Here is a 24,081-nt window from a genome sequence, read left to right as displayed (position 1 = left end):
GGTGACAGCAAGAAGTAAGGGACAGCAGCGTATGAATCATTAGACAAAACATTTCAGGAGGGGTTTCTAGTATGAAGAAAAAAACAGGTCTTTTATTATCGTTAACGTTAGCAGCAAGTACAGTGTTAGGTGCATGTGGTAACTCGGATAAAGCGGATAGTGACAAAAAAGGGGATAAAGAGTTTAAGGTTGGTATGGTTACAGATGTTGGGGGCGTTGATGACAAATCATTTAACCAATCTTCTTGGGAAGGATTACAACAGTTTGGTAAAGATAATGGATTAAAAGAGAAGACAAATTATCGTTATCTTCAATCTGAAAAAGAAGCGGATTATATTCCGAACTTAAAGAAATTTTCAAAAGATAAGTATGATTTAGCTTTCGGTATTGGGTATAAATTAGAGGGAGCAATTAAAGAAGTAGCAAAAGAATCTCCAAAACAACAATTTGCAATTGTTGATACTGTTGTAGATGCACCAAACGTAACAAGTATTACATTTAAAGATCATGAAGGGTCATTCCTTGTAGGTGCGGTGGCAGCTATGTCAACAAAATCGAATAAAGTAGGATTTGTTGGTGGAATGAAGAGTGATTTAATTAGTAAATTCGAGAATGGATTTAAAGCTGGTGCTAAGGCAGTGAATCCAAATATTGAAATCGTATCTGAATATGCTGAAGCATTCGATAAGCCTGAAAAAGGTACAGTTCTTGCGTCAGCAATGTATGGTCAAGGCGTAGATGTTATTTATCATGCTGCTGGTGGTACAGGTAACGGTGTATTCACTGAAGCGAAAAACCGTAAGAAAAAAGGTGAAAACGTTTGGGTAATCGGTGTTGACCGTGACCAAAATCAAGAAGGTATGCCTGAAAACGTAACATTAACTTCAATGGTAAAACGTGTTGATATCGCTGTACAAAAAGTAGCAAAAGAAGCGAAAGATGGAAAATTAAAAGGTGGTAAAATTGAAGCGTTTGGCTTAAAAGATGACGGTGTTGGTATTGCAAAAACAACTGATAACGTGAAAAAAGTTAACCCTGAGATTTTAACAAAAGTAGAAGAATTTGAAAAGAAAATTACAGCTGGAGAAATTAAAGTACCAGCTACAGATAAAGAATATAAAGAATATGAAGCTTCTCTAAAAAAATAAAGATAGAGAAATAGCAAAGGTTAGTTCTTAGAACTAACCTTTGTATGTATAAAACTTCCAAATTGCTTAATAAGTTAATAGGGGAATGTTCCCTGTTAAAAGGAGGAACGAAATGGAATACGTAATTGAGATGAATAATATTACGAAAGTATTCCCAGGCATTGTAGCGAATGATGATATTACGCTGCAAGTAAAACAGGGAGAAATACATGCTTTACTTGGAGAAAATGGTGCAGGGAAATCAACATTGATGAATGTACTATTCGGTTTGTATCAGCCAGAACAGGGTGAAATTAAAATTAAAGGAACACCTGTAAAAATTACAAATCCGAATATTGCGAATGATCTTGGTATTGGGATGGTCCATCAACATTTTATGCTTGTTCATAATTTTACAGTTACAGAGAATATCATTCTCGGTAATGAACCGAAGAAAAAAGGGAAAATAGCTGTTGAAGAAGCTGCTAAAGAGATTCAAAAGTTGTCTGAACAATATGGTTTAGCTGTAGATCCATACGCGAAAATACAGGATATTTCTGTTGGTATGCAACAGCGTGTTGAAATTTTAAAAACACTTTACCGTGGAGCGGAAATTTTAATATTTGATGAACCGACTGCAGTGTTAACACCACAAGAAATTCATGAATTGATTCAAATTATGAAAAAGCTTGTGCAAGAAGGAAAATCTATCATTCTTATTACTCATAAATTGAAAGAAATTATGGAAGTTTGCGATCGTTGTACAATTATTCGCAAAGGAAAAGGGATTGGAACTGTTGACGTTGCAAATACGGATGAACATAAACTTGCAGAATTAATGGTCGGACGTCAAGTGAATTTTAAAACAGAAAAAATAGACGCTACGCCCAAAGAAGAGGTACTTTCTATTGCAAATCTTGTTGTTCACGATGCACGCCAACTGCCTGCTGTAAAAGGCCTTGACTTAACTGTTCGTGCGGGGGAAATTGTTGGTATTGCAGGAATCGATGGAAATGGACAAAGCGAATTAATAGAAGCAATTACTGGTTTACGAAAAGTTGAGTCAGGTTCTATTGCAATTAAAGGGAAAGAAATAACGAATTGGCCTGTTCGAAGAATTACAGAAGAAGGAATTGGTCATATTCCAGAAGATCGTCATAAGCACGGACTAGTTCTTGATTTTTCTGTTAGAGACAATATAGTTTTGCAAACGTACTATAAAAATCCATTTTCAAAGAAGGGGATTTTAAACTTTAGCAAAATCACAGGGAAAGCGAAGGCACTTATTGAACAGTTCGATGTACGTACACCTAGCGAACAAACATTAGCGCGTGCTCTATCTGGTGGGAATCAGCAGAAAGCTATTATTGCACGTGAAGTAGATCGTAATCCGGATTTATTAATTGCAGCACAGCCAACACGTGGTTTAGATGTAGGTGCAATTGAATTTATTCATAAAAAATTAATCGAGCAGAGAGATAATGGGAAAGCGGTTCTTCTTTTATCTTTAGAATTAGAAGAAATTTTAAATGTGAGTGATCGGGTTGCAGTTATCTATGAAGGGAAAATTGTAGCAATTGTGAATGCGAAAGGCACAAATGAACAACAGCTTGGTTTGCTAATGGCTGGAGGAACAGAGAAAGAGCAGGTGGGTACAAATGGCTAAAAAACTTTTAACAGAGCGAACGATAAATATTTTAGTCCCAGTACTATCCGTTATTTTTGGTTTAATTGTTGGAGCGATTGTAATGCTGGTTAGTGGCTATGATCCAATTGTTGGTTATAGTGCGCTTTGGACAGGTATGTTCGGCAGTGCTAGTGCGATTGGTGAGACACTTCGCACTATGATACCACTTATTCTTGCTGGATTATCGGTGGCGTTTGCATTTCGTACAGGTTTATTTAATATCGGGGTAGAGGGTCAACTATTAGTTGGTTGGCTTGCGGCAGTTTGGTTCGGTTATGCGGTCTCACTACCAGCGTTTCTTCATATTCCATTATCTATTTTATTTGCAGCAATGGTGGGTGGAATATGGGGCTTTATTCCTGGTTATTTAAAAGGGAAGTTTAAGGTTAATGAAGTTATTGTAACAATAATGATGAACTATATCGCGTTATATGTAACGTATGACATAATTAAACGCTTTTTACATGAGGGCAATGATAAAACATACGATATTAAAGCGAGTGCATCTTTATCTTCAGATTGGTTAGCTGCAATAACTGATGGTTCACGTCTTCACTGGGGAATTATTGTTGCAATTTTAGTAGCAATCTTAATGTGGTTCTTATTAGATCGAACAACTCTAGGTTATGAATTAAAGTCAGTAGGATTTAATCAACATGCTTCTCAATATGCAGGTATGAAGGTTTCTCGTAATGTAGTATTCTCCATGACAATTGCTGGTGCATTTGCTGGGATTGGTGGAGCAATGGAAGGGTTAGGAACATTCCAAAGCATGACAGCAATGTCTTCATTTACAGGGATTGGATTTGACGGAATTGCCGTAGCGCTTCTTGGAGGAAATAATCCATTTGGTATTATCCTTTCAGCATTGTTATTTGGTGGTTTGAAAAGTGCTTCCCCTCAAATGAACTTTGAGGCAGATGTACCATCAGAACTTATTAACGTAATTATTGCATGTATTATCTTCTTTGTTGCATGTAGTTATGTTTTAAGATGGGCGCTTACACGTATGAGCAAGGAGGGGAAATAAATGAGCTTTTTAGATATATTAGCCATTCTTGTGACAGGTACGTTATATACATCAGCACCTTTAATTTTTACAGCATTAGGTGGTGTATTTAGTGAACGATCAGGTGTTGTAAATATTGCGTTAGAAGGACTAATGCTATTTGGTGCATTTGTTGGGATTGTTACAACCTTATTAATGGGTGATACTTGGGGAACGATGACTCCATGGATTGCATTACTATTTGCGGCAATTGGTGGTGGATTATTTGCATTACTTCACGCGGTAGCATCTATTACGTTCCGTGCTGATCAGGTTGTAAGTGGTGTAGCGATTAACTTCTTATCTCTTGGTTTAACAGTATTTGCGATTAAGAAGATTTTTGATAAAGGGCAGACAGATTTTATTCAATACCGTATTGAAAAAATCGATGTTCCAGGTCTATCAGATATTCCAGTTATCGGAAAAATATTTTTCTCAAACGTACCAATAACGTCGTATATTGCCATTATTTTAGCATTTGTTGTTTGGTACATTATTTATAAAACACCGTTCGGTCTTCGTCTTCGTGCTGTTGGTGAACATCCAATGGCAGCAGATACGATGGGGATTAATGTATATAAAATGCGTTATATTGCAGTTTGTATATCTGGAATGTTTGCAGGAGTGGGTGGTGCGGTCTTCGCAATGTCGATTTCTGGTAACTTCTCAGGTGCTACAATTACTGGACAAGGTTTCTTAGCACTAGCAGCTATGATCTTTGGTAAATGGAATCCACTTGGTGCTCTTGGAGCCGCACTGTTCTTCGGATTTGCTCAATCACTTGGGATAACAGGTGGTACAATTCCTGTATTGAAAGAAATTCCAAGTGTATTCTTAACGATATTACCGTATGTATTTACAATATTAGCACTTGTTGGTTTTGTAGGCCGATCTGAAGCTCCGAAAGCACTCGGAACGCCTTATGAAAAAGGAAAACGATGAGTATTTAGAAAGTATAAAAAAAGCTCGCACATTAGTGCGGGCTTTTTTACATAGAATATATTTAATACGGAATTTTACTATGTTCCTTACATATTAAAGTTTTTAGAAAGACTCAAATGTAAGCATAATAAGGAAGAAAAGTTGATTTTTTATTTCTAAAAACTGTATATTGAAGAGGAATATTCCTACATACGTAAAGGAGGGCTATTAATGAAACTAATGGAGCAGCAACTGCATGAATTAGGTGGCTTGCGAGTACATATTATTCCGACTGATAAATTTAAAACAAATACCTTTGTATTTCGTTTTAAAGCACCTTTAAATGAGGAGACGGTGACAGAGCGTGCCCTATTGCCGTACGTATTGCAAAGTGCGACAGAAAAACTGCCTTCTGTAATTCGTCTTCGTCAATATTTAGAAGAATTATATGGATCTTCTTTAGCGGTAGATGTAAGTAAAAAAGGGGAAGACCATATCATCTCTATTTATGTAGACATTGCAAATGAAACATATTTACGCGATGCACCACCGTTATTTGAAAAAGCGCTTTCTATGTTATCTGATATTGTTCTACATCCAGCGACAGAAGGGGACGGTTTTCTATCTTCTATTGTAGAAAGTGAGAAACGAGCACTCTTGCAACGAATTGAAGCTACTTATGATGATAAAATGCGTTATGCAAATGAGCGTTTAATTGCAGAAATGTGCAAAGTAGAACCATATCGCTTAAGTGCAAATGGAAAAAAAGAAAGTGTTGCTTCTATTACAAATGAAAGTTTATATCAATATTATCAAAAAGTGTTAGCTGAAGATGAAATGGATTTATATATCATTGGTGATATTTCAGAAGATGCTGTGGAGCTTGTAAATAAGTATTTTTCGATTTCACCTCGCGCTATGAAAGAGAGAAATGTACTTCTTCATAAACGAAATAATGAAGAAAAAGAAATTGTTGAAAAACAAGAACTAAAGCAAAGTAAATTAAATATCGGCTATCGCACATTCATTACGTATAAAGATGAAGATTATTTTGCATTACAATTGTTTAACGGATTATTTGGAGGGTTTTCTCATTCGAAGTTATTCGTAAATGTCCGTGAAAAAAATAGTTTAGCGTACTATGCAGCATCGAGATTTGAAAGTCATAAAGGTTTGCTCTTCGTTATGTCTGGAATTGAAGCGAAGAACTTTGAAAAAGCTGTTGAAATTATTAAAGAACAGATGAAAGCAATGCAAAGTGGTGATTTTTCAGAGGAAGAGATTCAGCAAACGAAAAGTGTAATTCAAAATCAAATCTTAGAGGCAATTGATACACCACGTGGTTTTGTTGAAATGCTTTATCACGGGGTGATTTCAGAGCGTACGCGTCCAGTTGAAGAATGGCTAACGGGCATAGAAAGCGTGACGAAAGAAGAGATTGTGAAAGTTGCTAATAATATTGAACTAGATACAATTTACTTTTTACATGGAACGGAGGGAGAATAAATGGAGAAAATTGTGTATGAGCAATTAAAAGAGACGCTATATTATGAAAAACTTCCGAATGGATTAGACGTATATATCTTACCGAAACAAGGCTTCAACAAAACATTTGCAACATTTACGACGAAGTACGGTTCTGTTGATAATACATTTGTACCGCTTGGAAAAGAAGACATGACTCGTGTACCAGATGGAATTGCTCATTTCCTTGAGCATAAATTGTTTGAAAAAGAGGATCATGACGCGTTTCAATTGTTTAGTAAACAAGGTGCTTCAGCGAACGCTTTTACATCTTTTACAAGAACCGCTTATCTCTTTTCCTGTACATCAAATGTAGAGAGAAATTTAAATACGTTGTTAGACTTTGTACAAGAACCGTATTTCTCTGAAAAAACGGTTGAAAAAGAAAAAGGTATTATCGGTCAAGAAATTCAAATGTACCAAGATAACCCAGACTGGCGTTTATACTTTGGGTTAATCGATAGTTTGTTTGTGAAACATCCAATTAAAATTGATATTGCAGGGACGATTGATTCTATTAGTAAGATTACAAAAGACCTACTGTATGAATGTTATGAGACTTTTTACCATCCGAGCAACATGTTATTATTTGTTGTTGGAGCGATTGATCCTGAAAAAACAATGGATTTAGTTCGTGAAAATCAAGCGAAAAAAGATTACGAAAATCAACCAGAAATTGTTCGCTCTTTTGAAGAGGAACCAGAAGAAGTAAATGAAAAGAAAAAGATTATTTCAATGCCTGTTCAAACTCCAAAATGTTTAGTTGGTATTAAAGCAACGAATTTAAAAGAAAAAGGGCAAGCTCTGTTAAAACAAGAAATTGCACTTACATTACTTTTAGATTATTTATTTGGAAAAGGGTCAGTTCATTACGAATCTTTATATAATGAAGGTCTTATTGATGATTCGTTCTCGTATGACTATACAGAAGAAAATAACTTCGGTTTTGCAATGGTTGGTGGAGATACGAAGCACCCTGATGAATTGGCAGAGCGATTAAAAGGTATTTTACTACAAACGAATTATGATCAGTTAGATGAGACTGCGCTGGAACGGGTGAAGAAAAAGAAAATTGGCGGATTTTTACGATCGTTGAATTCACCTGAATATATTGCAAATCAGTTTACACGATATGCGTTTAATGAATCTAGTTTATTTGATGCTCTTACAGTGTTAGAAGGATTAACTGTTCAAGACCTACAACAAGCAGCAAAAACATTATTAATTGAAGAGAAAATGAGTGTCTGCCAAGTGTTACCAAAAAAATGAAGTAATATGTGAATAAAAAATGCAGTATCTATATCCCTCATCTAACGTTTGGTTATTGCCAAATGGTAAGATGAGGGTATTATTTATTTATACATAAAAAGATAAGAGAGGGAATTTATGAAAAAGTATGCATTAGTAACTGGAGGAAGCGGAGGGATTGGCTCTGCTATTTCGAAGCAGTTAATCGAGGATGGTTATACAGTCTATATTCATTACAATAAAAGCGAAGAGAAGATAAGGGGGTTACAAAAGGAGTTTGATGCAGTGATTCCTGTGCAAGCAAATTTAGCTTCTATCGATGGAGCAGAGAAATTGTGGGGACAAATAGAACATCCTATTGATGTTATTGTATACGCAGCTGGAAAGAGTATATTTGGATTAGTAACAGATGTTACGAATGAAGAATTAGATTATATGGTGGAGCTTCAAGTGAAGAGTGTATATAGACTTTTATCGATGGCGCTTCCACCGATGATCGGGCGGAGAAGTGGTAATGTTGTTGTTATTTCATCCATTTGGGGGCAAATAGGAGCGTCTTGCGAGGTGCTGTATTCAATGGTGAAAGGTGCACAAAATTCATATGTGAAGGCTTTAGCGAAAGAAGTTTCTCTAAGTGGATTGCGCGTTAATGCGGTAGCGCCAGGTGCGATCGAAACAGAAATGTTAAATGTATTTTCAGAAGATGATAAAAATGAAATTGCTGAAGATATTCCATTAGGTAGAATAGGACTACCCGAAGAGGTAGCAAAAACAGTCTCCTTCCTCGTTTCGCCAGGAGCTTCTTATATTACGGGGCAAATTATCGGAGTGAATGGCGGTTGGCATTGCTAAAAAATTCTTACATAAAAAACAAGAAATTGTACAAATTAAGCATGATTCTATTACTAAAATAGTGAGGTGCTTAAACATGTCAGTGTTAGATAATTTTGATCAGTGGAAGAGCTTTTTAGGAGAACGTTTAGAACAAGCGGGGGGAAAAGGGCTTGATGGTGGTGCCGTATCAGATATGGCATTTCGTGTTGGTGATTATTTAGCAAATGAAGTAGAAGCGCGCAACGATCAAGAAAAATTATTGTCGGAGCTTTGGAAAGTTGCTGATGAACAAGAGCAACATACAATTGCAAATTTAATGGTGAAGTTTGTACAACATAAGTAAAAGTAGAGAGGAGCTTCTCCTCTCTACTTTTTTTGTATAGTAATTAGGAGGAATAGATTATACATTTAGCTTCCCTATTAAGGCGAAATCATATAATATAGTACGTAGGTGTAAAGTAAGCGTAGGGGAGTGATCTTGGATGATTGAATGGTATTTTGAATATGAAATACATAAAAACCGACCTGGCTTACTTGGTGACGTTTCTTCGTTAATCGGTATGCTTGGCATCAATATTGTCACAATTAATGGTGTAGATAATGCACGACGTGGACTTTTGCTTATGTGTGATAATCAAGAACAAATCTCTAGACTTGAATCAATTTTAAATACGATGGATAATATAACGGTAACGAAATATCGTCCGCCAAAGCTTAGAGATAAGCTAGCAGTTAGACATGGTAGGTACATACAACGAGATGCAGATGATAAGAAAACATTTCGATTTGTGCGTGATGAATTAGGATTGCTTGTAGACTTTATGGCGGAGATAATGAAAAAAGAAGGTCATAAATTAATTGGGATACGAGGAATGCCTCGTGTCGGAAAAACAGAATCTATTGTTGCCGCAAGTGTTTGTGCAAATAAGAGATGGTTATTCGTATCATCTACGCTCATTAAGCAAACTGTTCGTAGCCAATTGATTGAAGATGAGTATAGCGACGATAATATTTTCATACTAGATGGAATTGTGTCGACAAAGCGTGCAAATGAAAGACACTGGCAGCTCGTTCGTGAAATCATGAGATTGCCTGCAACGAAAGTTGTGGAACATCCGGATGTGTTTGTGAGTCAGTCAGAATACACATTGGATGATTTTGATTATATTATCGAATTGCGTAACGATTATGATGAAGAAATTCAATATAATTTAGTAGATGAAATTGAGCAAGGTACGCAAAACAATTTCTCTATGTTCGACTTTTAAAGAAATATTGAGGTGTTAGTAGTGACGGAATTAGGACAAAAGCTGACAGAAGCAAGAGAAGCGAAAGGCTTATCTATTGATCAGCTGCATGAGATTACAAAAATTCAAAAACGCCATTTAGTAGCGATTGAAGAAGGCAATTATGATGTGTTGCCAGGAGCTTTTTATGCGCGTGCATTCATTAAACAATATGCAGATGCTGTTGGATTAAATGGAGAGGAACTGCTTGTGGAATATCAGAGTACGATACCACAGTCTGAAAAACGTGAAGTTCCACAAGTATCAACTGGACAAAAAACACAAGAAACAATGCAAAAATCTTCATCATGGCCAATTGCGGATCATATGCCCAAAATTTTGATTGCGTTGTTAGTAATCGCGTTTGGAGTGGTAGTCTGGTTTGTTATTCAAGCGTTAACTGGAAAAGATGATAGGCAAGTTCCAAATGCTCAAAGTGAGAAAATTGAGGTTCAAAAAGCAAAAAATTCTCCGTTAGATACGAAGAAAGATGAAGCGAAAGCGGAAGAACCAAAGAAAGAAGAACCAAAAAAAGAAGAGCCAAAGAAAGAGGAACAAAAAGGACAGCCAGCTGGTGAGAATGAAATTAAGTTAGTTGGAACCGATAAGATAACATCTACTTTGGAAATTCATAATAATAAAGCGTTAGAATTGGAAATTACAACAAAAGACGCAAGTTATATAGGTATTAAAAATGAGGCAGGAAATGATATCTTTAGCGGTACTTTACAGGCAGGCCAGACCCAAAAATATGATTTATCAACAGCGAAAGAGGTAAACCTTAACATAGGAAGTGCACCGAATGTTGAATTTAAATTGAATGGCCAAGTCGTTACATTCCCATTGAATCCGGAAGAGAATTATCATCAGAAATTCTTGATTAAAAACCAAGGGATAGGGCAAGCTGCGCAATAACAGTCATCGCTTCGATGACTTTTTTCAATGAACAAATGTTTTTGACATGATGGAGGAATAGCTGTGAATTTACCAAATAAAATTACAATATCTAGAATCTTCTTAATTCCAATTTTTATGGTAATTATGTTAGCGCCCTTTGAGTGGGGCTCATTTATAATTGGTGATGTAGAGTTACCAATTCAACATTTAGTAGGGGCACTTATCTTTATTATTGCTTCGGCTACAGATTGGATTGATGGACATTATGCAAGAAAGTATAATCTTGTAACGAATTTAGGGAAATTCCTTGACCCGTTAGCAGATAAATTACTTGTTTCGGCAGCACTTATCACATTGGTAGAAATGCAATATGTACCTGCTTGGATCGTTATTGTAATTATAAGCCGTGAGTTTGCAGTAACAGGTTTACGCCTTGTACTTGCTGGGACAGGAGAAGTAGTTGCAGCAAATCAGCTAGGGAAAATTAAGACATGGACACAAATTATTGCGATTGCAGCATACTTATTACATGATGTACCGTTAAATCTACTTCATATTCCAGTTGCAGATATTTTCATATGGATTGCATTATTCTTTACCGTTATTTCAGGATGGGATTATTTCTGGAAAAATAAAGATGCTTTTGTAAACTCAAAATAGAAGTTTATGGGGGAATTGGGATGAATGCTGAAATTATTGCGGTTGGAACGGAATTATTACTTGGACAAATTGCAAATACAAATGCCCAGTTTTTATCTGAAAAGTTAGCTTCAATCGGAATTAACGTGTACTACCATACTGTTGTTGGGGATAATAACAAGCGATTACAGAAGGCAATTGAATTGGCTGAAGAACGAGCTGATATGCTCATTTTTACAGGTGGATTAGGACCGACAAAAGATGATTTAACGAAAGAAACAATAGCGTCTAGTTTAGATGAAGAGCTTGTGTATGATGAAAAGGCATTAACATCGATAAGTGATTATTTTAAGCGTACAGGCCGTGAATTTACGGAGAATAATAAAAAGCAGGCGCTCGTTTTAAATGGATCGACTGTATTTGCGAATGATCACGGTATGGCGCCTGGTATGGGATTAAATACGAACGGAAAAGTTTATATTTTATTACCAGGACCACCAAAAGAAATGAAGCCGATGTATATAAGTTACGTAGAGCCTTTTTTATGTAAGTTTACAACGGGGGAAAATATTTATTCTCGTGTTCTTCGTTTTTTTGGTATTGGGGAATCTCAATTAGATGTGAAAGTTCAAGATTTAATTGATGGACAAACGAACCCAACCATTGCACCACTGGCAAATGATGGAGAAGTGACATTACGTTTAACTGCCAAACATCATGATGCTGATGAGGCGGAGAAACTGATTCAGCATGTGGAAGATTTGATTTTAGAAAGAGTAGGAGAATTTTTCTACGGATATGACCAAGATTTCCTTCATTACAAGGCAATAAGGATATTGAAGGAAAAAGGGTTAACTTTAGCGTGTGCAGAAAGTTTAACAGGTGGTCTTTTTGGAAATCAAGTAACAGAAAATGCTGGTGTTTCGTCTGTATTTAAAGGCGGTGTCATTTGTTATCAAAATGATGTGAAGCAACAAATTTTACATGTACCTGAAGAAGTGTTACGTACTGATGGCGCGGTTAGTAAACAGTGTGCTCGCTATCTTGCTGAAAATGTAAAGGAACTGTTAAAAGCAGATATCGGAATTAGTTTCACTGGGGTGGCAGGACCGGATGCTTCAGAGCATAAAGAACCAGGAACCGTATTTATTGGATTGGTGATTAAAGATGAACCAGCTGTAGTCTTCTCGCTTAATTTAAGTGGAAGTCGTCAACAAATTAGAGAACGCTCTACAAAATATGGATTTTATCATTTATTTAAAAAGCTAGAAGAGATATAAATTTCTTCTAGTTTTTTTTGTTGGAAAACCTAGTTTTATTCGATATAAAATAAAAAAACGAATAAATGTTCGTTTTTTGTTGGCAAATTGAATTGAAAATAGGTATAATAAGATTAGCAATTTAGTTAAGGAGGAATTTTGAATGAGCGATCGTCAAGCGGCATTAGATATGGCGTTAAAACAAATAGAGAAGCAATTCGGTAAAGGTTCAATTATGAAATTAGGAGAACAAGCGGAGCGTAGAATTTCTACAATTTCAAGTGGTTCTTTAGCACTTGATGTGGCACTAGGGGTAGGCGGATACCCACGTGGCCGTGTTATTGAAATTTATGGACCTGAAAGTTCAGGTAAAACAACAGTTTCATTACACGCAATCGCGGAAGTACAGCGTCAAGGTGGACAAGCAGCGTTCATTGATGCGGAGCATGCAATGGATCCTGTATATGCACAAAAATTAGGTGTTAACATAGATGAATTACTATTATCACAGCCTGATACAGGGGAGCAAGGACTAGAAATCGCAGAAGCACTTGTACGAAGTGGAGCGGTTGATATTATCGTAATTGACTCTGTGGCAGCTCTTGTACCGAAAGCTGAGATCGAAGGGGACATGGGTGACTCTCACGTTGGTTTACAAGCACGTTTAATGTCACAAGCACTTCGTAAACTTTCAGGTGCAATCAACAAATCAAAAACAATCGCAATCTTTATCAACCAAATTCGTGAAAAAGTTGGGGTTATGTTCGGGAACCCAGAAACAACTCCAGGTGGTCGTGCGTTGAAATTCTATTCAACTGTCCGTCTTGAAGTACGTCGTGCTGAGCAGTTAAAGCAAGGTAACGATATTGTTGGTAATAAAACGAAAGTAAAAGTAGTTAAAAATAAAGTAGCACCGCCATTCCGTGTTGCTGAAGTTGATATTATGTACGGAGAAGGTATTTCAAGAGAAGGTGAAATCTTAGATATGGCTTCTGAACTTGATATCGTTCAAAAGAGCGGTGCTTGGTACTCTTATAATGAAGAACGCTTAGGACAAGGTCGTGAAAATTCGAAGCAATTCTTAAAAGAGAATACGGATTTAAGAGAAGAAATTGCCTTCTTTGTTCGTGAACATCACGGAATTGGTGAAAACTCTGGTGTTGAAGACACGGAAGATTCAACTCGTCAAGATTAAAAAATAAAAGACACGGTCCCGTGTCTTTTATTTTTTAATCCACTATGAAAGCGTTATATATATCTGGAGATAAAATATTTATTCTATCCAAAAGGCTATGTGTAAAGGGGAATATTCATATATTTTAAGTGAATGAATTGGGATTTTCTAAGGTTTTCCAGGATAATATGCTGTCTGTTTTTTAAATCCATATAAGATTCAGGGCTTAAGGTAAAGAAAGTAAAAGTAGACAACGCTTGACAATGAAAATTGCGATAGATACAATGAGAATGTATATTTTTTCTTATATACGACATACTCTTCTCAAGAAGAGAAGTAATATTCGGAGTAAGACTTAAATCTTGCCGAAATAATAATATGACATTTTAATTGTGAAATGAAGAAAGTCCCTTAAAAAAGCGGGACGACGGTCTTTGCTGTACGTTGTAATTCAATGTACATGCGACAGTCTTTTTTCATTCATAGCAAGGGGAGGTGAAATCATGAGTAGTAGTACAGTTTGGATACTCATCTCCATTTTGCTTGCAACAGTCGGTGCAGTTGTTGGCTTTTTTGTTCGAAAGTCTATTGCTGAAGCGAAGATTAATGGTGCAGCTAATGAAGCAAAACGTATTCTAGACGAAGCGAATCGTGATGCTGAAGCACTTAAGAAAGAAGCGCTTTTAGAAGCAAAGGATGAAATTCATACACTTCGTACAGAAGCTGAATTAGAAATTCGTGACCGTAGAAGCGAATTACAAAAACAAGAAAATCGTTTAATGCAAAAAGAAGAGAACCTTGATCGTAAAGACGAAACGCTCGATAACCGCGAGCGACAGTTAGAAAAGAAAGAGGAATCTCTTGTAGCGAAACAACAACAGATTGAAGAGTTGGAAAGCAAAGTTGGAGAGTTAGTTCAAAAGCAACAAACAGAATTAGAGCGCATTTCCAATCTGACCCGCGAACAAGCGAAAGCAATTATTCTTGGTAAAGTGGAAAGTGAAGTTTCTCATGAAATTGCCGTTATGGTAAAAGAAAGTGAAGTTCGCGCGAAAGAAGAAGCGGATAAGAAGGCAAAAGAGATTTTATCTCTTGCAATGCAAAGATGTGCAGCTGATCATGTTGCTGAAACAACCGTTTCGGTTGTAAATCTTCCAAATGACGAAATGAAGGGACGTATTATCGGACGTGAAGGTCGTAACATTCGTACGTTAGAAACGTTAACAGGTATTGACCTTATTATCGATGATACACCAGAAGCTGTAATTCTATCTGGATTTGACCCGATTCGTCGTGAAACAGCTCGTATCGCTCTTGATAAACTAGTACAGGACGGACGTATTCACCCAGCGCGTATTGAAGAGATGGTCGAAAAATCAAGACGTGAAGTGGACGAGTATATTCGTGAAGTCGGAGAGCAAACAACGTTTGAAGTGGGTGTTCATGGCTTACATCCAGATTTAATTAAAATTTTAGGTCGTTTAAAATACCGTACAAGTTACGGACAAAACGTCTTAAAACACTCTATGGAAGTTGCATACTTAACTGGACTTATGGCAGCGGAGCTTGGTGAGGATGAAAAACTAGCAAGACGTGCTGGTCTATTACATGATATCGGAAAAGCAATCGATCATGAAGTAGAAGGTAGCCACGTTGAAATTGGTGTTGAACTCGCAACGAAATATAAAGAGCATCCTGTTGTAATAAACAGTATCGCATCTCACCATGGTGACACAGAACCAACTTCTATCATTGCAGTTCTAGTTGCTGCAGCAGATGCATTATCAGCTGCAAGACCGGGAGCTCGTAGTGAAACGCTTGAGAATTACATTCGTCGTCTTGAAAAGTTAGAAGAAATTTCAGAGTCTTATGAAGGCGTAGAAAAATCTTTCGCAATTCAAGCAGGACGTGAAGTTCGTATTCTGGTAAAACCAGATACAATTGATGATTTAGAAGCTCATCGTTTAGCTCGTGATATTCGAAAACGTATTGAAAATGAACTGGATTATCCAGGACATATTAAAGTAACTGTTATTCGTGAAACACGTGCAGTGGAATACGCAAAATAAAGTGGTGAAACACCACTTTATTTTTTTGTGTTGGAATTGGGTAAAATAAAGAAAATTATTTATGAGCAGTATGCAAGTGAAAGAAACTTATAATAGATAAATTGTAACTGTTGTAAGGAAATAGCTTTAAGGTTATAGTATGGTAATAAAAAATGTAGTACATAGAAAGGGTAAGACATATGAGAATATTATTTGTTGGGGATGTAGTAGGATCTCCTGGTAGAGACATGATTCAACAGTACGTACCGGCATTAAAGAAGAAATATACACCGACAGTAACAATTATTAATGGAGAAAATGCTGCGGGTGGACGTGGAATTACGGAGAAAATATATCGAAACTTTTTAGAGTGCGGGGCACAAGCGGTTACGCTTGGAAACCACGCTTGGGATAACCGTGAAGTATTTGAATTTATCGATGATGCAAAATATCTTGCAAGACCAGCTAACTTCCCGGAAGGAACGCCAGGAAAAGGGCTTATCTTTGTAAATTGTAATGGAACAGAAGTTGCAGTTATTAACTTACAAGGACGTACTTTCCTTCCTCCAATTGATTGTCCATTCCGTAAAGTGGATGAGTTAATCAGTATTGCAAAAAAACGTACAAACATTATCTTTGTTGATTTTCATGCTGAAACAACAAGTGAGAAGCAGGCGTTAGGTTGGTATGTAGACGGTCGTGCTACAGCGGTAGTAGGTACACATACACACGTTCCTACAGCTGATAATCGTATTTTACCAAGCGGAACAGCTTATATTACAGATGTTGGTATGACAGGCCCATATGATGGGATTTTAGGTATGGATCGCGAAGCGGTATTGAAGAAGTTTTTAACGAACTTACCAGTGCGTTTTGAAGTGACGAATGGTAGAACACAATTAAGTGCAGTGTTAATTGATGTGGATCCTAATACAGGGAAAGCAAAGAAAATTGAGCGCATTTTAATTAATGATGACCAGCCATTTTTTGACTGATTTTTAACGAAAAGTTAGAGAATTCGTTATATTTTAATTTTTTAGAAAAATTACAGAAATTTAGCAGGAATACGTGCCATTCCTCGTGAATATAAGTTAAAGTGAAATAATTGCTATTACTTTTTATAGAAACGAGGAGGAAACGCGGAATGGAAATATTAAAAGTTAAAGCAACGTCGGTCCCTAATTCTGTAGCTGGTGCACTTGCAGGTGTTATTCGCGAACGCGGAACAGCAGAAATTCAAGCTATTGGTGCAGGTGCATTGAACCAAGCGGTAAAGGCAGTAGCAATTGCAAGAGGATTTGTAGCGCCTAGCGGTTTGGACTTGATTTGTATCCCAGCGTTTACAGATATTATGATTGATGGTGAAGAGCGTACAGCGATAAAATTAATTGTAGAACCTCGTTAAGTTGAAACAACCTGTTTGCATGTATGCAAACAGGTTGTTTTTGTAATGGAGGAATGAAAATGAAAATTTTTGATGCACATTGCGATGTACTCTTTCAGTTATGGAGTGCAAAGGGAAAAAAAGACTTTCAAAACGATTCACAATTACATATTACATTTGAACAATTAATGAAAAGAAAAGGAAGTATACAATGCTTTGCTATATATATACCAGAAACAGTAGCGTATGAAAAGCGTTTTGAAGTTGCGCTGCAAATGATAGATATTTTTCATAATGAAATTCTATCGCTACCAGGAATGAAGTTTATTCAGACAAAAAACGATATTAACATGCTAAAACAGGATGAGATTGGAGTATTATTAACATTAGAAGGATGCGAAGCGATTGGAAACGAAGCGATGAAATTACGTTTGTTTTATCGCTTAGGTGTACGTTCTTTTGGATTGACATGGAACTATGCCAATCTGTTAGCTGATGGAGCGCTAGAGGCACGTGGAGTAGGTTTAACTACATTTGGTAGACAAGTTGTACAAGAACTTAATACGTTACATTTATGGACCGATGTGTCTCACTTAAATGAAAGAAGCTTTTGGGATGTTATTGAAATTGCACAAAATCCGATTGCATCTCACTCAAACTGTTATCAACTTTGTGGGCATCCACGAAATTTAACCGATGAACAAATAAGAGCTCTTATAAAGAAAAATAGCATTATTGGTATTACTTTCGTACCACAGTTTTTAACGAATGAAAGACAAGCGAATATAGCAGATATATTAAGGCATGTGGAATATATTTGTTCATTAGGTGGAGAAAAAAATATAGGGTTTGGTTCTGATTTTGATGGGATTTTAGAAACGGTTGTAGGTGTAGAGGCATATAGGGATTATGAAAGTATAATTAATCAACTGTGTAAAAAGTATAGTGAATCAACTGTAGAGCGATTTTTGTATAAAAATTTTGTTGACTGTATAACGTTCTAAAGATTATGTTTTAAAAATTCAGAAAAAAATCAATAAATTCACTTGGATTTATTGATTTTTTTAAGACCTAATACTAGAATGGTAAACGAAATAGCATTATACTAAAGATTAAGGGAAATCAGAAGAGGCATAATTTGCGTCCGTTGTAGTTTATTTGCATAAAAAATGCTAAACTAATACTGTAAAAAAATACACTACAATGAATGCAGCCAAAAGGGGTGTAGGAGATGATTAGTCAACTTTCATGGAAAGTTGGAGGCCAACAAGGTGAAGGAATTGAAAGTACAGGGGAAATCTTCTGTATAGCATTAAACCGATTAGGATATTACCTATACGGTTACCGCCACTTCTCATCACGTATTAAAGGCGGCCATACAAATAATAAAATTCGCGTAAGTACAACAGAAGTACGTGCGATCTCAGATGACTTAGATATTTTAATTGCTTTTGATCAAGAAACAATTGATTTTAACTTCCACGAACTACGTCCAGGCGGAATTGTAGTTGCGGATGCGAAATTCAATCCAACTATACCTGATAATACAGATGTGAATTTATATGTGATACCGTTTACAGATATTGCTTCAGAATTAGGCACATCATTAATGAAAAACATGGTTGCTGTTGGAGCGTCAAGTGCGGTATTAGGATTAGACGAAACAGCTTATTTAGAGGTTGTTGAAGAAATCTTTGGTCGTAAAGGAGAGCAAGTCGTTCAAAAGAATATGGCAGCAATTAAACGCGGCTCTCAATACATGAAAGAATTGCTTGGTGAGAAAGTAAACATGATGCAGCTTGAAAAAGCTGATGGTAAGAAACGCATGTTTATGATTGGAAACGACGCAATCGCATTTGGTGCAGTAGCTGGTGGTGCTCGCTTTATGTCTGCATATCCAATCACACCTGCATCTGAAATTATGGAATACTTAATTAAAAAGTTACCGAAAGTTGGCGGAACAGTAATCCAAACTGAGGATGAAATCGCAGCTTGTACAATGGCGATCGGTGCAAACTACGCTGGTGTTCGTACATTAACAGCATCTGCTGGTCCTGGTCTTTCTTTAATGATGGAAGCAATTGGTTTAGCAGGTATTACTGAAACACCGCTAGTTATCATTGATACACAACGCGGTGGTCCAAGTACGGGCTTACCAACAAAACAAGAGCAGTCTGACTTAATGGCTATGATTTACGGAACACATGGTGAAATTCCAAAAATCGTAATGGCGCCAAGTACAGTTGAAGAAGCTTTCTATGATATTGTAGAAGCGTTTAACTTAGCAGAAGAATATCAAGTGCCTGTTATTTTCTTAACAGATTTACAGCTTTCTTTAGGAAAGCAAACAGTAGAACCACTTAAGTTAGATAAAGTGGAAATTCGTCGTGGTAAGCTTGATTTAGAAGTAGAATTACCAGAACGTGAAAATAAAGCATACTTCAAGCGTTATGAAGTAACAGAAGATGGGATTTCACCACGTGTTTTACCTGGTATGAAAAATGGTATTCACCATGTTACAGGTGTAGAACATGATGAAACGGGTAAACCATCTGAATCAGCGTTAAATCGTAAAGATCAAATGGACAAACGTTTCCGTAAAATGGCGAATTTACAGTTTAATACCCCTATTTACAAAAATGCTAAGCATGATGACGCAGACGTATTGTTAGTAGGCTTTAACTCAACTCGTGGTGCGATCGAAGAGGCAATGCAGCGTTTAGAACAAGAAGGAATGAAAGTAAACCATGCCCATGTACGTTTAATTCATCCGTTCCCAACAGCTGAAATCGATCCACTTGTGAAAAAAGCGAAGCGTGTTGTAGTAGTAGAAAACAATGCAACTGGTCAGCTTGCTAACATTATGAAAATGAATCTTGGCAATGGTGAGAAAATTTCTAGTCTTTTAAAATACGATGGAAATCCATTCTTGCCGAAAGAGATTTACAACGAATGTAAAAAAGGGGTTGTATTAAATGGCAACATTTAAGGACTTTCGTAACAGTGTAAAACCAAACTGGTGCCCAGGTTGCGGAGACTTCTCGGTGCAGGCTGCGATTCAGCGTGCGGCAGCTAACGTTGGTTTAAATCCAGATGAGCTAGCTGTTATTTCTGGTATCGGCTGTTCCGGTCGTATTTCAGGGTATATTAATTCATATGGTTTGCATAGTATTCACGGACGTGCTCTTCCGATTGCACAAGGTGTGAAAATGGCAAATCGTGATTTAACAGTTATTGCATCCGGTGGTGACGGTGATGGTTTTGCGATTGGTATGGGACATACAATCCATTCTATTCGTCGTAACATTGATATTACGTACATCGTAATGGATAACCAAATTTACGGATTAACAAAAGGTCAAACTTCACCACGTAGTGAAGCTGGATTTAAAACGAAAAGTACACCACAAGGTTCAATTGAACCATCACTAAATGTTATGGAAATGGCTTTAACAGCTGGTGCGACATTTGTGGCGCAAAGCTTTTCAAGTGATTTAAAAGAATTAACGCAAATTATTGAAGCTGGTATTAACCATAAAGGCTTTTCATTAATTAATGTATTTAGTCCATGCGTTACTTATAATAAAGTAAATACTTATGATTGGTTTAAAGAGAATTTAACGAAACTAAGTACAGTAGAAGGATATGATCCATCTAACCGCATGATGGCTATGCAAACATTAATGGAAAAGAACGGGTTAGTAACAGGTTTAATTTATCAAAACACAAAGCAGCCTTCTTACCAAGAGCTTGTAAAAGACTATAGTGAAAAACCTTTAGTGCAAGCTGATTTGAATATGGATCAGAAAATGTTTGATGAGCTTGTTGCTGAATTTATGTAATGATCGGAGAGAAGGTTGCCGCTTGGTAACCTTCTTTTTGAGTGAATAAAAATAATTAATAGATTTGTTTACTTGGAAAATTCAGAATGATAAAATAATATATAAATCGTTGTATAAAAATAGCATGTTCAATAACTGTGAAATGAAATATAGGATAAGAAGCCTTCTTCGTTAAAGTTGGCTAAAGGCTCTATACTATGATAATGTGTATAGGGATAAAGCAATATGCTTTTGGGTAGGACAAGATGAAATAAAAAAAAAGGGAATGTCTATTTGTGTGGGGAAGACTTCATTCTTACGGATGATTAGATCGATTACTCAAGTTTCAAAGGGCAAGTTATCTCTCATGCTATCTAACATCATTGAGATGGGTCTAAGCGCATTAAAATGGACTACAGAGTGTGTGTATAGTTAAGGGTGAAAGGAGATTACCGATGAACGAGCAACAACGATTAGCAAGTCGACAAGCAAATTCCTCTACGAAAAAAGAAGAGAAAGATTATAGTAAATACTTTGAAAGTGTATACCAACCACCTTCCTTGAAATTGGCGAAAAAGCGTGGGAAAGAAGAAGTTAAAATTGAAAGAGATTTTGGCCTACCTGAAGAGTTTCGCGATTTTGGCGCAGGAAGAAAGTTTTACATTCGTACATATGGCTGTCAAATGAATGAGCATGATACAGAAGTAATGGCTGGGATTTTTACAACACTTGGATATGAGCCAACCTTTTCAACTGAAGAGGCAGATGTAATTTTATTAAATACTTGTGCAATTCGTGAAAATGCTGAAAATAAAGTGTTCGGTGAACTTGGTCATTTAAAATCATTAAAGCGAAGAAATCCGGATCTTATAATTGGTGTATGTGGTTGTATGTCTCAAGAGGAATCTGTTGTAAATAAAATTATGCAAAAAAATCAGCATGTAGATATGGTGTTTGGTACACACAATATTCATAGATTACCGTATATCCTAAAGGACGCAATGTTCTCAAAAGAGACGGTAGTTGAAGTTTGGTCAAAAGAAGGGGATGTAATTGAAAACCTTCCGAAAGTACGTCGTGGTGATATTAAAGCTTGGGTAAATATTATGTATGGCTGTGATAAGTTTTGTACATATTGTATTGTACCGTATACACGCGGAAAAGAGCGCAGCAGACGTCCAGAAGATATTATTAAAGAAATTCGCCATTTAGCTGCGAACGGTTATAAAGAAATTACGTTACTTGGACAAAACGTAAACGCATACGGTAAAGACTTTGAAGATATACAATATGGTCTTGGCGATTTAATGGATGAACTTCGTAAAATCGATATCGCGCGTATTCGTTTTACAACAAGCCATCCACGTGATTTTGACAATCATTTAATTGATGTTCTTGGAAAAGGTGGTAACCTAGTAGAACATATCCACTTACCGGTTCAATCTGGTAGTACAGATATGCTTAAAATTATGGCGCGTAAATATTCGCGAGAACACTATTTAGAGCTTGTACGAAAAATTAAAGAAACAATTCCGAATGCAGTGCTAACGACTGATATTATCGTTGGTTTCCCAAATGAAACGGATGAGCAGTTTGAAGAGACGATGTCGTTATATCGTGAAGTAGGATTTGATACGGCATTTACATTTATTTATTCTCCGCGTGAAGGTACACCAGCTGCAAAAATGAAAGATAATGTTCCGATGGAAGTGAAGAAAGAGCGATTGCAACGCTTAAATACACTAGTGAATGAATATGCAGTTAATAAGAATAAGCGTTATATAGGTCAAATTGTAGAAGTATTAGTTGAGGGAGAAAGTAAGAATAATCCTGAAGTACTTGCGGGATATACACGTACGAATAAACTTGTAAACTTTGTTGCTTCAAAATCTTTAATTGGTCAGCTTGTGAAAGTAAAAATAACGGAAGCAAAAACTTGGTCTCTTAACGGGGAATTGGTTAAGGAGCCGATTGAGGTGAAATAATAGATGAAAGTATATACGAAAGATGAAATTGTTGAGCAAGCGAAAGAATTAGCGAAAATGATCTCTGAAACAGAAGAAGTCGATTTCTTTAAGCGAGCAGAAGCACAAATTCATAAAAATGAAAATGTAAAGCGAGCAATTGATGAAATAAAAGCTTTGCAAAAACAAGCAGTAAACTTGCAACATTATGGGAAATGGGAAGCTTTGAAAAAAGTAGAAGCTGAAATTGATGCACTTCAAGATAAGTTAGATAATATCCCAGTTGTACAGGAGTTTAAATCTTCACAAACGTATGTAAATGACTTACTACAGCTAGTTGCTAGTACCATTTCTAACAATGTAACAGATGAGATATTAGTTTCAACTGGCGGCGATGTGTTGAAGGGTGAAACTGGTGCAGCAGTAGAAAGTAAAAAAGGAAATTGTGGTTGTTAAAGAGATGTCTTATTGACATCTCTTTTTTTAGTGGGTTATATCGGAAATTCTTCTCAAAAAAAAGAATGACACATTCCGCTATTGTCACGCATATGATTAAGTGAATAGTGATTGAGGAGGGTTACGAATGTCCGAATTTAGAGAGATTATTACAAAAGCAGTGGTTGGAAAAGGACGTAAGTATACAAAGTCAACGCATACATGTGAATCGAATAATGAGCCAACAAGTATTTTAGGGTGCTGGGTAATTAACCATTCGTACGAAGCGAGAAAGAATGGAAAACATGTGGAAATTGAAGGTTTCTATGATGTAAACACTTGGTATTCATTTGATGGAAACACAAAGACTGAAGTTGTAACAGAACGTGTTAACTACAATGATGAAGTAAGTATTGGGTATCGTGATAAAAACTTCTCTGGTGACGATTTAGAAATTATCGCTCGTGTAATTCAGCCGCCAAATTGTTTAGAAGCTCTTGTATCGCCAAATGGTAATAAAATTGTTGTGACGGTAGAACGTGAATTTGTAACAGAAGTAGTTGGGGAAACGAAAATTTGTGTAAGTGTAAATCCTGAAGGTTGCGTAGAATCAGACGAGGATTTCCAAGTCGATGATGATGAGTTTGAAGAATTAGATCCGAACTTTATCGTCGATGCAGAAGAAGAGTAAGAGAAAGCTAGGGAGAAGTTCTTCCTAGCTTTTTACAGTACATAAGTGGTTCTGCATGAACATGATTCCTTATGAAATGTGCTATAATGAGGAA

The 24,081-nt window shown here is 36.4% G+C and carries 22 protein-coding genes; all 22 read left to right on the top strand.

Going from position 1 to position 24,081, the window contains the following annotated elements; all coding sequences use genetic code 11:
• Window positions 1-71 precede the first annotated feature (71 nt).
• Entirely contained in the window at window positions 72-1,148 is a 1,077-nt protein-coding gene (locus B5P42_RS27580; protein ID WP_002190493.1) for a BMP family lipoprotein, read from the top strand.
• A gap of 112 nt (window positions 1,149-1,260) precedes the next feature.
• The gene (locus B5P42_RS27575; RefSeq protein ID WP_002142848.1) at window positions 1,261-2,793 is read left to right on the top strand and encodes an ABC transporter ATP-binding protein; all 1,533 of its coding nucleotides are present in this window, start codon (window positions 1,261-1,263) and stop codon (window positions 2,791-2,793) included.
• Window positions 2,786-3,844, top strand: a complete 1,059-nt coding sequence (locus B5P42_RS27570; RefSeq protein WP_002190491.1) for an ABC transporter permease — start codon at window positions 2,786-2,788, stop codon at window positions 3,842-3,844. The genes B5P42_RS27575 and B5P42_RS27570 overlap by 8 nt, the downstream gene beginning before the upstream one ends.
• On the top strand, window positions 3,845-4,804 hold the full coding sequence (locus B5P42_RS27565; RefSeq protein WP_113735724.1) for an ABC transporter permease: 960 nt from the start codon (window positions 3,845-3,847) through the stop codon (window positions 4,802-4,804). It begins immediately after the preceding gene.
• A 210-nt stretch (window positions 4,805-5,014) separates the two neighbouring features.
• Window positions 5,015-6,289, top strand: coding sequence for an EF-P 5-aminopentanol modification-associated protein YfmF (gene yfmF / locus B5P42_RS27560; RefSeq protein WP_002033691.1), 1,275 nt, complete (start codon window positions 5,015-5,017; stop codon window positions 6,287-6,289).
• A complete protein-coding gene (gene yfmH, locus B5P42_RS27555) occupies window positions 6,290-7,576 on the top strand; it encodes an EF-P 5-aminopentanol modification-associated protein YfmH (RefSeq protein ID WP_044442924.1) in 1,287 nt (428 codons plus the stop codon).
• A gap of 117 nt (window positions 7,577-7,693) precedes the next feature.
• Entirely contained in the window at window positions 7,694-8,407 is a 714-nt protein-coding gene (gene ymfI / locus B5P42_RS27550) for an elongation factor P 5-aminopentanone reductase (RefSeq protein WP_002014593.1), read from the top strand.
• A gap of 76 nt (window positions 8,408-8,483) precedes the next feature.
• Window positions 8,484-8,732: a DUF3243 domain-containing protein gene (locus B5P42_RS27545; RefSeq protein ID WP_000114449.1), complete on the top strand. Its 249-nt coding sequence runs from the start codon at window positions 8,484-8,486 to the stop codon at window positions 8,730-8,732.
• A 139-nt stretch (window positions 8,733-8,871) separates the two neighbouring features.
• Window positions 8,872-9,657, top strand: a complete 786-nt coding sequence (locus B5P42_RS27540) for a DUF3388 domain-containing protein (RefSeq protein ID WP_000574107.1) — start codon at window positions 8,872-8,874, stop codon at window positions 9,655-9,657.
• A gap of 21 nt (window positions 9,658-9,678) precedes the next feature.
• On the top strand, window positions 9,679-10,590 hold the full coding sequence (locus tag B5P42_RS27535; RefSeq protein ID WP_113735723.1) for a helix-turn-helix domain-containing protein: 912 nt from the start codon (window positions 9,679-9,681) through the stop codon (window positions 10,588-10,590).
• Window positions 10,591-10,653: 63 nt separating this feature from the next.
• Window positions 10,654-11,232, top strand: coding sequence for a CDP-diacylglycerol--glycerol-3-phosphate 3-phosphatidyltransferase (gene pgsA, locus B5P42_RS27530; RefSeq protein WP_002014596.1), 579 nt, complete (start codon window positions 10,654-10,656; stop codon window positions 11,230-11,232).
• Between the two features lie 20 nt (window positions 11,233-11,252).
• On the top strand, window positions 11,253-12,491 hold the full coding sequence (locus B5P42_RS27525; RefSeq protein WP_113735722.1) for a competence/damage-inducible protein A: 1,239 nt from the start codon (window positions 11,253-11,255) through the stop codon (window positions 12,489-12,491).
• A 142-nt stretch (window positions 12,492-12,633) separates the two neighbouring features.
• Entirely contained in the window at window positions 12,634-13,665 is a 1,032-nt protein-coding gene (gene recA / locus B5P42_RS27520) for a recombinase RecA (protein WP_002014599.1), read from the top strand.
• A 482-nt stretch (window positions 13,666-14,147) separates the two neighbouring features.
• A complete protein-coding gene (gene rny, locus B5P42_RS27515; RefSeq protein ID WP_002014600.1) occupies window positions 14,148-15,713 on the top strand; it encodes a ribonuclease Y in 1,566 nt (521 codons plus the stop codon).
• A gap of 179 nt (window positions 15,714-15,892) precedes the next feature.
• Window positions 15,893-16,687, top strand: coding sequence for a TIGR00282 family metallophosphoesterase (locus B5P42_RS27510; protein WP_002014601.1), 795 nt, complete (start codon window positions 15,893-15,895; stop codon window positions 16,685-16,687).
• A 149-nt stretch (window positions 16,688-16,836) separates the two neighbouring features.
• Window positions 16,837-17,097 carry a stage V sporulation protein SpoVS gene (gene spoVS, locus B5P42_RS27505; protein WP_000404341.1) on the top strand — a complete coding sequence of 87 codons (261 nt, stop codon included), beginning with the start codon at window positions 16,837-16,839 and terminating at the stop codon, window positions 17,095-17,097.
• A gap of 59 nt (window positions 17,098-17,156) precedes the next feature.
• Complete coding sequence (locus B5P42_RS27500) at window positions 17,157-18,080, top strand: dipeptidase (RefSeq protein ID WP_113735721.1); 924 nt, start codon at window positions 17,157-17,159, stop codon at window positions 18,078-18,080.
• 227 nt (window positions 18,081-18,307) lie between these two features.
• Entirely contained in the window at window positions 18,308-20,065 is a 1,758-nt protein-coding gene (locus B5P42_RS27495; RefSeq protein WP_060751724.1) for a 2-oxoacid:acceptor oxidoreductase subunit alpha, read from the top strand.
• Window positions 20,052-20,918: a 2-oxoacid:ferredoxin oxidoreductase subunit beta gene (locus B5P42_RS27490; RefSeq protein ID WP_002088040.1), complete on the top strand. Its 867-nt coding sequence runs from the start codon at window positions 20,052-20,054 to the stop codon at window positions 20,916-20,918. Before B5P42_RS27495 ends, B5P42_RS27490 begins: the two co-directional genes overlap by 14 nt.
• Before the next feature lie 434 nt (window positions 20,919-21,352).
• Window positions 21,353-22,882: a tRNA (N6-isopentenyl adenosine(37)-C2)-methylthiotransferase MiaB gene (gene miaB / locus B5P42_RS27485; protein WP_113735720.1), complete on the top strand. Its 1,530-nt coding sequence runs from the start codon at window positions 21,353-21,355 to the stop codon at window positions 22,880-22,882.
• Between the two features lie 3 nt (window positions 22,883-22,885).
• Window positions 22,886-23,317: a YlbF/YmcA family competence regulator gene (locus B5P42_RS27480; RefSeq protein WP_002033698.1), complete on the top strand. Its 432-nt coding sequence runs from the start codon at window positions 22,886-22,888 to the stop codon at window positions 23,315-23,317.
• A gap of 127 nt (window positions 23,318-23,444) precedes the next feature.
• Complete coding sequence (cotE, locus tag B5P42_RS27475) at window positions 23,445-23,987, top strand: outer spore coat protein CotE (RefSeq protein WP_002014610.1); 543 nt, start codon at window positions 23,445-23,447, stop codon at window positions 23,985-23,987.
• The last annotated feature ends 94 nt before the right edge of the window (window positions 23,988-24,081 follow it).

The sequence above is a fragment of the Bacillus sp. SRB_331 genome, assembly GCF_003264175.1.
Taxonomy (GTDB): domain Bacteria; phylum Bacillota; class Bacilli; order Bacillales; family Bacillaceae_G; genus Bacillus_A; species Bacillus_A mycoides.
This window is presented reverse-complemented; position numbering and strand designations above follow the sequence as displayed.

Bases quoted from the DNA above. Each gene is read 5' to 3' on its own strand.
- B5P42_RS27510 (WP_002014601.1), top strand. From the start codon at position 15,893: ATGAGAATATTATTTGTTGGGGATGTAGTAGGATCTCCTGGTAGAGAC.
- B5P42_RS27545 (WP_000114449.1), top strand. From the start codon at position 8,484: ATGTCAGTGTTAGATAATTTTGATCAGTGGAAGAGCTTTTTAGGAGAA.
- yfmH (WP_044442924.1), top strand. From the start codon at position 6,290: ATGGAGAAAATTGTGTATGAGCAATTAAAAGAGACGCTATATTATGAA.
- B5P42_RS27565 (WP_113735724.1), top strand. From the start codon at position 3,845: ATGAGCTTTTTAGATATATTAGCCATTCTTGTGACAGGTACGTTATAT.
- miaB (WP_113735720.1), top strand. From the start codon at position 21,353: ATGAACGAGCAACAACGATTAGCAAGTCGACAAGCAAATTCCTCTACG.
- B5P42_RS27525 (WP_113735722.1), top strand. From the start codon at position 11,253: ATGAATGCTGAAATTATTGCGGTTGGAACGGAATTATTACTTGGACAA.
- B5P42_RS27480 (WP_002033698.1), top strand. From the start codon at position 22,886: ATGAAAGTATATACGAAAGATGAAATTGTTGAGCAAGCGAAAGAATTA.
- B5P42_RS27575 (WP_002142848.1), top strand. From the start codon at position 1,261: ATGGAATACGTAATTGAGATGAATAATATTACGAAAGTATTCCCAGGC.
- recA (WP_002014599.1), top strand. From the start codon at position 12,634: ATGAGCGATCGTCAAGCGGCATTAGATATGGCGTTAAAACAAATAGAG.
- cotE (WP_002014610.1), top strand. From the start codon at position 23,445: ATGTCCGAATTTAGAGAGATTATTACAAAAGCAGTGGTTGGAAAAGGA.
- rny (WP_002014600.1), top strand. From the start codon at position 14,148: ATGAGTAGTAGTACAGTTTGGATACTCATCTCCATTTTGCTTGCAACA.
- B5P42_RS27490 (WP_002088040.1), top strand. From the start codon at position 20,052: ATGGCAACATTTAAGGACTTTCGTAACAGTGTAAAACCAAACTGGTGC.
- B5P42_RS27580 (WP_002190493.1), top strand. From the start codon at position 72: ATGAAGAAAAAAACAGGTCTTTTATTATCGTTAACGTTAGCAGCAAGT.
- B5P42_RS27540 (WP_000574107.1), top strand. From the start codon at position 8,872: ATGATTGAATGGTATTTTGAATATGAAATACATAAAAACCGACCTGGC.
- spoVS (WP_000404341.1), top strand. From the start codon at position 16,837: ATGGAAATATTAAAAGTTAAAGCAACGTCGGTCCCTAATTCTGTAGCT.
- B5P42_RS27570 (WP_002190491.1), top strand. From the start codon at position 2,786: ATGGCTAAAAAACTTTTAACAGAGCGAACGATAAATATTTTAGTCCCA.
- yfmF (WP_002033691.1), top strand. From the start codon at position 5,015: ATGAAACTAATGGAGCAGCAACTGCATGAATTAGGTGGCTTGCGAGTA.
- B5P42_RS27500 (WP_113735721.1), top strand. From the start codon at position 17,157: ATGAAAATTTTTGATGCACATTGCGATGTACTCTTTCAGTTATGGAGT.
- B5P42_RS27495 (WP_060751724.1), top strand. From the start codon at position 18,308: ATGATTAGTCAACTTTCATGGAAAGTTGGAGGCCAACAAGGTGAAGGA.
- ymfI (WP_002014593.1), top strand. From the start codon at position 7,694: ATGAAAAAGTATGCATTAGTAACTGGAGGAAGCGGAGGGATTGGCTCT.